At 39.8% G+C, this 13,733-nt stretch carries 11 protein-coding genes; 10 read left to right on the forward strand and 1 reads right to left on the reverse strand.

Annotated elements, in window-relative coordinates; translation table 11 throughout:
• Window positions 1–427 precede the first annotated feature (427 nt).
• From tsaE to H5120_RS17365, 10 genes are all read left to right on the forward strand, one after another.
• Window positions 428–895: a tRNA (adenosine(37)-N6)-threonylcarbamoyltransferase complex ATPase subunit type 1 TsaE gene (gene tsaE, locus H5120_RS17320; RefSeq protein ID WP_182675613.1), complete on the forward strand. Its 468-nt coding sequence runs from the start codon at window positions 428–430 to the stop codon at window positions 893–895.
• A 27-nt stretch (window positions 896–922) separates the two neighbouring features.
• Window positions 923–2,263 (forward strand): N-acetylmuramoyl-L-alanine amidase, encoded by a 1,341-nt coding sequence (locus H5120_RS17325; protein ID WP_182675614.1) that lies wholly within the window; start codon window positions 923–925, stop codon window positions 2,261–2,263.
• A gap of 36 nt (window positions 2,264–2,299) precedes the next feature.
• Window positions 2,300–4,147, forward strand: a complete 1,848-nt coding sequence (gene mutL, locus H5120_RS17330; RefSeq protein ID WP_182675615.1) for a DNA mismatch repair endonuclease MutL — start codon at window positions 2,300–2,302, stop codon at window positions 4,145–4,147.
• 10 nt (window positions 4,148–4,157) lie between these two features.
• Window positions 4,158–5,075, forward strand: coding sequence for a tRNA (adenosine(37)-N6)-dimethylallyltransferase MiaA (gene miaA, locus H5120_RS17335; protein WP_002957884.1), 918 nt, complete (start codon window positions 4,158–4,160; stop codon window positions 5,073–5,075).
• Window positions 5,076–5,153: 78 nt separating this feature from the next.
• A complete protein-coding gene (gene hfq, locus H5120_RS17340; protein WP_007586402.1) occupies window positions 5,154–5,417 on the forward strand; it encodes an RNA chaperone Hfq in 264 nt (87 codons plus the stop codon).
• A gap of 15 nt (window positions 5,418–5,432) precedes the next feature.
• Window positions 5,433–6,722 carry a ribosome rescue GTPase HflX gene (gene hflX / locus H5120_RS17345; RefSeq protein WP_182675616.1) on the forward strand — a complete coding sequence of 430 codons (1,290 nt, stop codon included), beginning with the start codon at window positions 5,433–5,435 and terminating at the stop codon, window positions 6,720–6,722.
• 100 nt (window positions 6,723–6,822) lie between these two features.
• Window positions 6,823–7,992, forward strand: a complete 1,170-nt coding sequence (hflK, locus tag H5120_RS17350) for an FtsH protease activity modulator HflK (RefSeq protein WP_149593759.1) — start codon at window positions 6,823–6,825, stop codon at window positions 7,990–7,992.
• Window positions 7,993–7,997: 5 nt separating this feature from the next.
• A complete protein-coding gene (gene hflC / locus H5120_RS17355) occupies window positions 7,998–8,876 on the forward strand; it encodes a protease modulator HflC (protein ID WP_002957880.1) in 879 nt (292 codons plus the stop codon).
• Between the two features lie 214 nt (window positions 8,877–9,090).
• Window positions 9,091–10,404: an adenylosuccinate synthase gene (locus H5120_RS17360; RefSeq protein ID WP_024597266.1), complete on the forward strand. Its 1,314-nt coding sequence runs from the start codon at window positions 9,091–9,093 to the stop codon at window positions 10,402–10,404.
• Window positions 10,405–10,515: 111 nt separating this feature from the next.
• Window positions 10,516–11,154: a tetratricopeptide repeat protein gene (locus H5120_RS17365; RefSeq protein WP_182675617.1), complete on the forward strand. Its 639-nt coding sequence runs from the start codon at window positions 10,516–10,518 to the stop codon at window positions 11,152–11,154.
• Window positions 11,155–11,223: 69 nt separating this feature from the next.
• Here H5120_RS17365 and H5120_RS17370 read toward each other — a convergent pair whose 3' ends face one another.
• Complete coding sequence (locus tag H5120_RS17370; protein WP_002957877.1) at window positions 11,224–13,071, reverse strand: sodium:proton antiporter; 1,848 nt, start codon at window positions 13,069–13,071, stop codon at window positions 11,224–11,226.
• Window positions 13,072–13,733: the final 662 nt, after the last annotated feature.

A 13,733-nucleotide genomic window follows, 5' to 3' on the forward strand; every position in this document is an offset into this window, starting at 1 on the left:
TGAAAACTATGAAAACTATGAAAACTATGAAAACTATGAAAACTAAATACGTTAAGTTAGTTGGTATTATCTTTTTATCAGAAATACAAAAGCATGCAGGGTAGTTATTCTGGTTTGTGTCATCAACTCCGTTGTTGCCATATATTTTTTGTATCAGAACTAGTGGTTGAATCACAAAAGTTTGATTATAAGCTTACATATCTCAGTAACTTTAATACTGGCTATAGGCATCTCAGCCGTTGTGTTACTTTTCTCTTACTTTATTTCAATGTTACAGTTTTAAGGTATCGAAAATAGATATTCAAATATAACTTTAATCATTCGCTTGTCTGGTTTTTTTATGTCTAAAACCTCAATTTATCGCCTTAAATGAATATTCTGGTATGATTAGCAAATATGCGCTTTTGAATGAATTTTTGAGGTAATAATGACGCGTAGTTTTGAATTTCATTTAACTGATGAGATTGCCACGGTTGCAATGGGTAATCGCGTTGCTGATATTATAGATCAAGGTGCGGTTATTTATTTACATGGTGATTTAGGTGCTGGTAAAACAACGTTTACACGAGGTGTAGTGCAAGGCTTTGGCCATACAGGTAAGGTTAAAAGCCCGACCTATACACTAGTAGAACCTTATGAGCTTGAGCGTGCAAATGTTTATCATTTTGACTTATACCGCTTAGGTGATCCTGAAGAACTCGAATACATGGGAATACGCGATTATTTCTCAGCAGACGCAATTTGTGTTGTTGAATGGCCTGAAAAGGGTGGTGAATTTATTCCTGTGCCTGATTTAGATATTACTCTAAGCTATGTGGGTAACGAACGTAAAATTGTTATAAATAGTGCGAATGAGCGCGGTATAGCAATTGTCGAAAAACTAAATAATCAATAATAATATAGTTAAGGCAGTAATTATCCAATGAGCCGAGGTGTAGTTAAACTTTTTATTTATCTTATGGTTATCACCATAAGCTTGCCGCTATGGGCTAAAAACACAATCAATAGTGTGCGTGTATGGCCGTCTCCAGATAGTACGCGCGTGGTATTTGATTTAAATGATAAGCCCGACTTTAGCTATTTCATGCTTAAAAACCCTAGCCGCCTAGTGATTGATTTAGAAAATACTAGCGAGTTAAAAACATTGCCAGGTGTGCCCCCGAAACATCAAATAGTAAGCAAATTACGTTACTCAAAACCTAAAAATAAACAAAGCGTACGTTTAGTATTTGAATTAAGTGCGCCAATAAAGCCAGTGGTATTTGCCCTCGCACCTACAGGCCCTTATAAAAATAGACTCGTTGTTGATTTATACAATAAAAGCCAAGCTACTACAGTTTCTCCCGCTCAAACAGCCGCTAAAAACCGTCAACTAAGCCAAGAGCGCGACATTGTTATTGCGATTGATGCGGGGCATGGCGGCGAAGACCCTGGTTCAATTGGGCCATCAGGCACCTACGAAAAAACAGTTACACTGCAAATTGCGAAGCGTTTAGAGCGCATGATTGATGGCGAACGTGGCATGATTTCGCGCATGGTACGAAGCGGTGACTATTTTGTAAAATTAAATACCCGTACTAATCGGGCCCGTGAAAAAAAGGCAGATTTTTTTGTTTCTATTCATGCTGATGCATTTACAAGCCCTGGGCCAAATGGTGCCTCTGTGTGGGTTTTATCATTAAGACGTGCTAATTCAGAAATAGGTAAATGGATAGAAGATAAAGAAAAACACTCCGAGCTTTTAGGTGGCGCTGCTGATGTAATGAAAGATGCCGCCAATGAAAAATATCTAGCACAAGCGTTGCTTGATATGTCGATGGACCACTCAATGAAAACTGGCTTAAATGTAGCTGACGAAGTGGTTAAAGAGCTTCGTAAGGTTGCCAAACTGCATAAAAAAGATCCCCAGCATGCGAGCCTTGCAGTACTAAAATCACCAGATATTCCATCTATTTTGGTAGAAACAGGGTTTATATCTAACCCGCGAGAAGAAAAGCTACTTAAAAGTCCTAATCATCAAGAGCGTTTAGCTAAAGCTATATTTACTTCAATTAAAAATTATTATTTGAAAAATCCGCCGGATGATTCTTTATTTGCTAAATTAAAGTCGCAATATCCAACAAAGCATAAAGTACGCCCCGGTGAATCTTTAAGTATGTTAGCGAGTCGCTATGGCGTTACAGTCAATAAATTAAAACAAGTTAATAAGCTTAGTTCTAATACCTTATTTATTGGGCAAGAGCTCGATATACCTCAAAGTTAGTCATTATTATTAGCGCAATGTTTGCTAGGAAGTCTCATGAATATTGAAATATTACCCGCGCGTTTAGCCAACCAAATTGCCGCAGGCGAAGTGGTTGAGCGCCCAGCGTCGGTAGTAAAAGAGCTTGTTGAAAATAGCTTAGATGCTGGCGCAACGCGTATTCAAATTGATATTGAGCGCGGCGGCCACAAACTTATTCGTATTCGTGATAATGGCGCAGGGATAAGTAAAGATGAGCTAACGCTCGCACTTTCTCGCCACGCGACAAGTAAATTAAAATCACTTGATGACCTTGAAAACATTTGCTCACTTGGCTTTAGAGGGGAAGCACTTGCGTCAATTAGTTCTGTGTCGCGTTTAACGCTGAGCTCAAAACCAAAAGAGCAAGAAGCAGCTTGGCAAGCTTTTGCAGAAGGCCGCGACATGGCCGTTCAAGTAAAACCTGTAGCGCATCCCGATGGCACAACCATTGAAGTAAAAGATTTATTTTTTAACACTCCAGCACGTCGTAAATTTTTACGCACCGAAAAAACTGAATTTAGCCATATTGATGAGTTGATAAAGCGTATTGCGCTTAGTCGCTTTGATGTCTCTATTACACTAACTCACAACGAAAAAGTAGTAAGGCAGTATCGTGCCAAAACTGATCCCTCTCAGGCTATAACACGCGTAGCACAAGTTGCAGGTAAGGCCTTTGCCGAGCAAGGTTTGCATATTCAATCAGGAGAAGGCGGTTTACAGTTGCATGGTTGGGTGCTGCCTGTCGGCTCAGCTAATACGACTCAGTACACTTATGTGAATAATCGCATGATGCGCGATAAGCTTATTTTGCATGCGATACGCCAAGCGTTTGAAGAGGTAAGCGGGACGCAAGAGCTACCAGGGTTTGTTATTTATATTGATATTGACCCACGACAGGTTGATGTAAATGTTCACCCTGCTAAGCATGAAGTGCGTTTTCATCAAGGGCGATTAATTCATGATTTTATATTGCAAGCTATTAAGCAGGTAGTCGTGCCATTGCAAGGCGAATTCACTAACGAATCAGCGAGCATAGAAGCAGAATTCACGCCAGCGTTCATTGAGTCAACGCATAGCAGTGCTAATAATATAGAAAGCGAAGGAGTGTTTGATTACCCTAAATCGCAATTACAGCCCTCTTACTCTGGAAGTGCTGGTAGCTCAAGTTCGTCCTCAGGTACTAGAAGTGTTAGCGGAGCATACCGTGCTGCACCAAGTACGAGCCATCATGACGTAAATGCGTTTTATCAAGGAGTGAGTGAGCAACACGCCGCGCATTTTGATAATGCAGCCAATATATCTGCTGCACAACACCAATCAGTATCTGTTGATAATGTCTTAAAAGCTGTTTCTATTATAAGTGTTAGTAAAGGAGTGTGTGTCTTTAGTGAAGAGCAGCAATTGTATTGCTCACATTTTAAATATGCATTAGTTGATGATTGGCATAATCAAATTAAAGAGTTCGGAAGTTTAGAAGGGAAAGCCCTTTTGTTACCAGTGCGAGTAAACTTAGAAAAAGAAGATTGCTTACTTATAGAATCCCAGCAATCGTGGTTTACCTTACTTGGTTTTGAACTTGTAATAGAAAAACAATTTGTAATGGTTAAAAAATTGCCAGCGTGTTTATATTTACTTGACGTAAGTGCAGCGGTAGGTGAGCTACTTGATGCGTGTAAAGCAAAACTTGAAAATATAGAAAATTGGTTAGAATGGCAAATGAAATGCGTGCCGACCCGATTTTATTTAAGCAATGTATTTTTAGCGCAACAAATGCGCTTACAAAATAATCCACAAACTATTGAACGCTTGCGTAAAAAAGCAGTTAAAATAGAGCTAAATCACTATTTAACGCAATTAGATTAAGGTATCAGTGTTGAGTAATTTACCAGTTATATTTTTAATGGGTCCAACTGCAGCAGGTAAAACAGCATTGGCAATCTCGCTGTGCGAGCATTTAAATACAGAAATAATCAGCGTAGATTCAGCGCTAGTGTATAAAGGTATGGACATTGGTACAGCAAAACCTGATGCCGAAGAGTTAGCCAAAGCTCCGCATCATTTAATTGATCTACTTGACCCGAGTGAAACGTATTCAGTTGCAGATTTTAGGCGCGATGCAGTGCAAAAAATTGACGAATTTCACAGACAAGGTAAAGTGCCTGTATTGGTTGGAGGTACAATGCTGTACTTCAAATCTTTAATTGATGGTTTATCGCCATTACCTGAAGCAGATACAGAGATAAGAGCAGAGTTAGAAGCGCAAGCTAAAGAATTTGGCTGGCCTCATTTATATAAAGAATTAGTTAAAGTTGACCCAAAAGCAGCCGAAAAAATAAGTGAAAATGATTCACAAAGAATTAATCGGGCTTTAGAGGTTTACAGGTTAACTGGTAAGACCATGACTGAGTTGCAAATGCAAAAACAGCCGGCTTTACCTTATACTTTTCATCAATTTGCGATTGCACCGCAAGAACGCAGTGAATTACACCGCCGAATTGAAGAAAGGTTTAAAATAATGATTGATCAGGGGTTTGAAAATGAAGTTTCGACCCTATATCTACGTAAGGATTTACACCCCAATATGCCTTCTATTCGTTGTGTTGGTTATAGACAAATGTGGGATTACCTTGCGGGTGAAACAAACCATGATGAAATGGTTTTTCGTGGCATCGCAGCAACACGTCAGCTGGCAAAACGGCAGTTAACGTGGCTTCGTAGTTGGCCTGATGTTACTTGGTTAACAACAGGCGACGAAGAAAACTTGCATCGTGTAGTAAGTTCGCTAAGCTAGTAGTAGTTGAATATTGTTTTTTATCAAATAAGTTCAGCCACTTAATTATAATAACACCTAGAACGAAGGAACAATAACATGGCAAAAGGCCAATCGTTACAAGACCCATTTTTGAATGCACTACGACGTGAGCGCATTCCAGTATCAATCTTTTTGGTAAATGGCATAAAATTACAAGGCAAAATTCAGTCATTTGACCAATTTGTTATTTTACTAGAGAACACCGTAAATCAAATGGTTTATAAGCATGCAATTTCTACAGTTGTCCCTGCTCGCGCAGTTAACTTCCAAGCAGTTCAAGGGAGTGAAGACACTGAAGAACCAGAAGCTGGTAACTTTTAATTAGGAGCATAATGTTTGTTTGACCGCTATGAATCCGGCGAACAGGCAATTTTAGTTCATATCGACTTACCTAAAGAAGGGGATCGTGAAGATCTTCATGAATTAGAAATGTTGGTATCTTCTGCTGGTGTTAGTAGTTTGGCGGTTGTGCAAGGCAGCCGTCAAGCACCACATCCGAAACTATTCGTCGGTACCGGTAAAGCAGAAGAAATAGCTGAGATTGTCAAAATCCACAATGCAGATGTCGTAATTTTTAATCATCAACTCAGGCCATCACAAGAGCGTAATTTAGAGCGCGTTTGTCAATGTCGTGTGCTTGATAGAACGACACTAATTCTTGATATTTTTGCCCAACGCGCACGTACCCACGAGGGTAAGCTGCAAGTTGAATTGGCTCAACTTCGCCATATGTCGACTCGATTAATTCGAGGCTGGACTCACCTTGAACGTCAAAAAGGGGGGATTGGTTTACGTGGTCCTGGTGAAACTCAACTTGAAACTGACAGAAGATTACTTCGTGCCCGTATTCAAAATATTCGTGCACGTTTAGCTAAAGTTGCAGTGCAACGTGAACAAGGTAGGCGAGCTCGTACTCGCAACGAAATACCTACAGTTTCATTAGTTGGTTATACCAATGCGGGTAAATCTACGTTATTTAATCGAATTACAAATTCAGATGTATACGCGGCCGATCAGTTGTTTGCCACGCTTGACCCGACTCTACGTAAGCTTGAGTTAGGTGATGTTGGCCCTGTTATCTTAGCTGATACAGTGGGCTTTATTCGTCACCTACCACATGACTTAGTTGCTGCTTTTAAAGCAACGCTTACTGAAACTCGCGAAGCTGATTTGCAGTTACACGTAATTGATGCAGCAGACTCACGTCTGCAAGAAAATATTGAACAAGTACAATCGGTGCTTAAAGAAATTGAGGCCGATGAAGTACCACAGCTATTAATTTATAATAAAATTGATGCGCTGGATAACGTAAGCCCACGTATTGATCGAGACGACGAAGGCCAACCTATAAGAGTATGGCTTAGCGCTCAGACTGGTAAAGGGTGTGAATTACTTAGCGAGGCTATCAGTGAGCTACTAGCTAAGAAGATGTTTAACGAAACATTATTCCTTACGCCATTGTATGGTCGCTTAAGAGCAGCATTGTTCAGTTTAAATGCAGTGCATGAAGAGCAATTTGATGAGCAAGGTAATTGGCTGTTAGATGTTAGAATGCCAATGGTTGAGTGGAATCGTTTAATTAAAGAATTTGGTCCTGAAATTGCTGGTTTTATCAACCGTAATTAAAAATTGACGTTTTAATGTCGGTTTTTGTATGAGAAACGCGGTAGATTTGTTAGATTTAACACAATTTCCTAATTTATTTAGATAACAATGGAGTATAGCTATGGCCTGGAATGAACCGGGTAATAATGGCAATGACAAAGATCCGTGGAATAATAAAGGCGGACGTGATCAAGGCCCACCTGATTTAGACGAGGTGTTCCGCAAGTTTAGTAACAAGTTCAGCGGCTTATTTGGCGGGAAAAAATCCGGCAATGGTAGCGGCGGTGGACTTGGCGGAGCCGGTATTTCATTCATACTTATTATCGCCGTTATTGTATGGGCGTTAAGTGGTATTTATACGGTTAAAGAAGCCGAGCGTGGTGTGGTTCTTCAATTTGGTAAATATGACCGAATTGCTGATCCTGGTTTGCGTTGGAAAATGACTTTCATCGAAACGGTAATCCCAGTAGATATTGAAGCTGTTCGTTCATTATCGGCTTCTGGTTTTATGCTTACTGAAGACGAAAACGTAGTGAGCGTTGAGTTTCAGGTGCAATACCGTGTTATTGACCCATACCTTTATGAATTTAGCGTAACTAACGCTGATAGTAGCTTAGAAGAAGCGCTAGACAGTGCACTGCGTTATGTTGTGGGCCATGCAAAAATGGACCAAGTATTAACTAATGGCCGTGAGGTTGTTCGTCAAAATACATGGGATGAGCTTAATAAGATTATCGAACCATATAACTTAGGTTTAATTGTTACTGACGTGAACTTTAAAGACTCTCGTCCACCAACTGAAGTTAAAGATGCATTTGATGATGCAATTGCTGCACAAGAAGATGAAGAACGTTTCATCCGTGAAGCAGAAGCATATGCTCGTGAAATTGAACCGCGTGCTCGTGGTCAAGTAACGCGTATGACTCAAGAAGCGGAAGGTTATCAAGAGCGCATTACATTAGAAGCACAAGGTGAGGTAGCTCGCTTTGAAAAGCTTTTACCTGAATATCAAGCAGCTAAAGAAGTTACTCGTGAGCGCTTATACATTGATGCAATGGAAGAAGTGTTAGGGAGTAGTTCTAAAATATTGGTTGATGTTAAAGGCGGCAATAACATGATGTATTTACCTCTTGATAAAATCATGGACAAGCAAGGAGCTGCAACACGCGTTGCACTTCCAAGTTCAAGTGATATTCAAGACTTACGTAATAAAGTTAATACGTCGCGCAATAGCTCTGTTAATAGTGGCAATGACCGCTTTAACAACGACCGCTTCAATGATGGGAGATAATCATAATGAAAAACTTTAGTTTAGTAATACTATTAGCTGCCATTGTTATGTCTTTCTCATCGGTATTTGTTGTACCTGAAGGGCAAAAAGCAATTGTAATGTTATTCAGTAAAGTACAAAAAGATAGCGACGATAAAGCGATTGTATATGGCCCAGGCCTACAATTTAAAGTACCATTTTTTAGCCAAGTACGTCGTATTGATGCACGTATTCAAACGCTAGATGGTGCGCCAGATCGCTTTGTTACTAGCGAGAAAAAAGACTTAATTGTTGATTCGTTTGTAAAATGGCGCGTTAATGACTTTAGTGCTTTTTACTTACGTGCTCGTGGCGATAAGCAATATGCTGAAACGCTACTTAAGCAAAAAGTAAACAATGGTCTTCGTACAAACTTTGGTACACGTACAATTCGCGAAATTGTATCAGGTGAGCGTAGCGAGTTGATGGAAGAAGCGTTAGTACAAGCTTCTGAAAGTGCACGTGAGCTAGGTATTGAAGTACTAGACGTACGTGTTAAGCAAATCAACCTACCACAAGAAGTGAGTAGCTCTATTTACCAACGTATGCGCGCTGAGCGTACTGCGGTTGCAAAAGAGCACCGCTCTGAAGGTCAGGAAAAAGCAGAGACTATTCGTGCGGGAGTTGACCGTCGAGTAACTGTAATGCTTGCTGATGCTGAGCGTAATGCACGTTCTGTACGTGGTCAAGGCGATGCTGATGCTGCAGGCATTTATGCTAATGCGTACAACAAAGACCCTGAGTTCTTTAGTTTTGTACGTTCGCTGGAAGCTTACAAAAAGACTTTTAAAGATAAGCAAGATGTTATGGTGCTTTCACCAGATAGCGACTTCTTCCAATATATGAAAGGCGCTAAAGCTCAATAGACTTTACGTTAATTATTTAAAAGTTAAAAAGCCTCGCATTTGCGGGGCTTTTTGTTAAATACAAACTAGTGCGTTAAATCACTGTTATTTATGTGGTTATTGGTCAATATTTGGATATAACAATTGCCCGCAGAAAAAATAAGCTGAACAGGGGTGATCTTTACTTTAGTTTTCTGGTAAAATCTCGTCCTAATTTTCTCTAAGTGAATTTACGATGGGTAAAAACGTTGTTGTATTAGGCACCCAATGGGGTGACGAAGGAAAGGGTAAGGTAGTTGATCTCCTTACAGACAAAGCATCTTTAGTAGTTCGTTATCAAGGTGGCCACAATGCGGGTCATACTTTAGTTATCGAAGGTGAAAAGACGGTTCTACACCTTATTCCATCGGGTGTATTACGTGACAATGTTAAATGTGTGATTGGTAATGGTGTAGTTTTATCACCAGAAGCGCTAATGAGAGAAATTGGCATGCTTGAAGAGCGCGGCGTACCAGTACGCGAGCGTCTTTTAATAAGTGAAGCATGTCCGCTAATCTTGCCTTTCCATGTTGCATTAGATGTAGCCCGCGAAACAGCTCGTGGCGATAAGCCTATTGGTACAACTGGCCGTGGAATCGGTCCTGCGTACGAGGATAAAGTAGCACGTCGTGGTTTACGCGTAGGCGATTTATTTAATCCTGAAGTATTTGCAGCTAAATTAAAAGAAGTGCTTGAGTACCACAACTTCACTTTAGTTAACTACTACAAAGTAGATGCTGTAGATTTCCAAAAAACGTTCGATGATGCAATGGCTGTTGCTGATATCTTAAAAGCAATGGTTGTAGATGTAACTGAGCTTTTAGATCAAACGCGTTTAGCAGGCGAAAACATTTTATTTGAAGGTGCACAAGGTACGTTACTTGATATAGATCACGGTACTTACCCTTATGTAACATCTTCAAACACTACCGCTGGTGGCGTTGCGACTGGTGCAGGTTTTGGTCCATTAAACCTTGATTACGTTTTAGGTATTATTAAAGCGTACACGACACGTGTTGGTTCAGGTCCTTTCCCTACAGAGCTTTACGACGGTCTTGATAAACAAGATCCAGTTGGTAAGCACCTAGGTGATAAAGGCCATGAGTTTGGCGCTACAACAGGTCGACTTCGTCGTACTGGTTGGTTAGATGCAGTGGCTATGCGCCGTGCAGTTCAAATCAACAGTATTTCAGGTTTTTGTTTAACTAAGCTTGATGTTTTAGATGGCTTAGAAACACTTAAAATCTGTACTGGTTACAAGCTTGAAGATGGCACAGTTACTAACGTAACACCATTAGCGGCTGAAGGTTACGATAAAGTAACACCAGTATACGAAGAAATGCCAGGTTGGTCAGAAAACACTGTTGGTGTAACGAGTCTTGACGGTTTACCAAAAGCTGCGATTGACTACATCAAACGTATTGAAGAAATTACGGGTGTTCCAATTGATATTATTTCTACAGGTCCTGACCGTGTAGAAACTATGGTGCTTCGCAATCCGTTTGCGTAATTACCATTAGATTAAAAAAAGCTGCTTCGTGCAGCTTTTTTTATGTCTAAAATTCACCTTGGAACGATCTTTGTATATTATTTAATAAGTTTATTTATATAAGTGGTGAACATGCGTTTATTTAATCATAATTGCGTACTAAGGCTTTCGTTAATACCGCTGTCTTTATTTATAGCAACCAACAGCTTAGCTACAGAAAGCCCTGCTGCTGTGCCGCTGTATACAGAATCAGAGCTAATTGCGTTAATAAATAAAAATACGCATTTAGCGCGCGTAAAGGCAGATGATTGCCAGTTGGTGCAAGATATAGAAGCACGAGCCAATAAAATGGCATTGCCGTCTTATCAATTTTTATACGGCGATATGCTGGCTTATAACGTGTGCGTTGATCGCAATGTAGAGTTAGGTGTGTATTACATGCGAAAAGCAGCTGAGCAAGGCTTAGCGGCAGCGCTAGAGCAATTGGGACGATACTATGACACTGGTCGCTTAGTTCAGCAAGATAAAGCAATGGCAATTACGTATTTGCGTGAAGCCTCGTCGCAAGGCAATTTAAAAGCACAACTACGTTTAGTTAAATTATTTAATGATGGTTATGGCAGCCCGCGTGATTTTGAAGATGCCTATCGTTGGCTATTTAATTCTATGGTGGCAGATAAAGCGACTCATAGAAAAATTGAGCGAGCGCTGACTAAGTTAGCGCAAAAAATGCCAGATAGTGTGGTTGCTCGAGCTCGCCTTCCTATTTAATGGCTGTTAAAAACAAAACCCTAACTTTTTAAGTTAGGGTTTTTTAGTTTTTACAGACTGTAAAAGTATTTAACTGTCTTCTTTAGCCTTTGTTTGCGGGTCTTTTAAAACTGACATTTTAGGCGGCTGTAATGCAACAACGCGTTCGCCTTCTTGCGGCGGTTTTTCCATGTTGATTGTAAACGGTCTTAGCTTAATTGGTGTATCGTCATCACTGTCTTTATCACCTTTGAGAATAAATAAAGGGATAGCCTCAGGGTTCATTTCTAAGTATTGTTCCCAGCTAAACTCATCCGAGATACGTGTTGAACTAACCTTACCGCCTTTAGCTATAATACTGCTTAAACGTGCATACGAGCCTTCGTCTCCAAACAGTATTTGTCTAGATAAAAACGTTGCGCTGTCTTTATTTGCTTTTGCATGCGACGTTGATGAGCGTAGCGAAAATACATTTTTTTCATTAAGTAAATGAGAAAAGTATTGAACACCTAACGCATTATGATGACGATTTGGCGATAATGCTAATACACTACGAATCGTTGTTAGAGGTAAGTAGCGTTCAGCATGCTCTGATTGCGGGTTACCATAATAACAAGCTAAACCATCCATACGTGCCATTCTGCAGTTTTCCCATGCAGGATCTGACAGGTGAACCGGAATGTTTTGTTCTTGTAAGCCTCGGCCGATTGCACGCGATACATGGTTTGCACCAATAATTAATATTGTATTTGGCGATGGTTGGCGTACGCCTAATAGCTTGGCAACAGGGATGGCGGTTAAGCTCTGTAGTACAACGGTAATTATAATTACTGTAAATATAAGAGGTACCATTTTTTCAGCATCCGCAACACCAGACTCCATCATGCTAAGCGCAAATACCGACCCAACGGCTGCGGCGACTATACCGCGTGGAGCTATCCAGGCAAGTACCAAACGAGACTTCATTGGTAAGTCAGTACCAAAGGTCGAAATAGCAATACACAGTGGCCGAGCAACAAAAAGCACGATAGCTAAAAATATAAATACATCGCTGTCGAGCATCATTAAATCAGAGAGCTGTAAGCGTGCTGCAAGTAAAATAAACAGCGTTGATATTAATATCATCGACAAGTCTTCTTTGAACTCAAGTACAGAATCTATTTCTAAATCGTCTTGGTTAGCAAGCCAAATACCAAATACAGTCACTGCTAATAGGCCTGATTCATGGCTTAAATAGTTTGATACAGAAAAACTAATGAGTACTAATGCCAATATACCAAACTTATGTAATTCAAATGGTAGCCACTCGCGGCGCATTAATAGTGTTGTTAACCAACCAGCAGCAACACCAATACTTAATCCAACACCTAGGGTTTTAACTAAAGCAATAATAGTGTGGCTAAATACTTCGCCTTGGCCTACCAGCATTACGGCTTCAAATACTAATACAGCGAATAATGCGCCGATCGGGTCTATTACAATACCTTCCCATCGAAGTATGCGGTCAATGTCTTGTGTTGGGCGCATTGAGTTTAATAGCGGTGCTATAACAGTAGGGCCTGTTACAACTAGCACTGCACCTAATACCGCAGCTACACGCCAATTAAGTTCAAGCAACCAATAGGCGCTGAGGCTAATAATAATACAGGTAGTAAGCATGCCGATGGAGCAAAGGTTTCTTACAACTTTTCCGATTCCTTTTAGCTCTCTGAAATGCAGAGTTAAGGATCCTTCAAATAAAATGATGGCAACACTTAGTGATACAACTGGAAACAGTAAATCACCTAACAATGCATCAGGGTCTAAAACACCACTAAATGGCCCAAGTAAAAGACCAGTAAGCAATAAGAAAAGAATAGCGGGCACTCTAAAAGCCCACGCGACCCATTGGGCAAGCACAGAGCAAAGTGCGATACCGGCTATGTAAATTGCTGACATAGATTAAGAATTCCTTATTTATGACGGTTTGTTTAGAAAGTATAACTTTTGTTAATTATTAATACAGGGGTATACACGGGAAATTAAAATATTACTAATCAATTTTAGCTGCTTATAGAAGATTAGTAGGCTTAAATTATTTTGCGCGTGTTAAGCCGCCTTATTTTAGGCTGTATTAATTGTTTAATTGGTTGAATTTTAATAACAATCTAACACCACAAACGAGGAGGAATTAGCTTCGCTCGAATTTTAACCTTGATTTTTGAGGGGTATTTAGTGTAATATGCTTCGTGTTCTAATAATTAGTTATCTAATGAAGTTTATTGGAAGTAAAAGTGGTTTGTTAATCTTAACGTCATTTTTAATCTTTATAATCATGTATTATTGGTGTTACTAGTATTCGAACACTACAAAATTTCATTTGCCGAACTCTTGGTATGGTTTTGCTAAACAAGTTTATTTAATTATTTAAGTAAATAAAGGTTTGAGTTGAACTATTACTTTCAATGTTTAACCCCCATCGTGGCGGTTAAATCTCGGTCCTTTGGTCTTCACCCTATCTGTTGGTGTATCAGACTTTAGAGGCTCTATGTATGTTGTTAATAAAAAAGCCACACACAGCTTTTTACAGCGATGCATAAACAACACTTTTAAATTTTTTG

Origin of the sequence: Pseudoalteromonas sp. SR43-2, from assembly GCF_014163885.1 — a bacterium.
Lineage (GTDB): Bacteria > Pseudomonadota > Gammaproteobacteria > Enterobacterales > Alteromonadaceae > Pseudoalteromonas > Pseudoalteromonas distincta.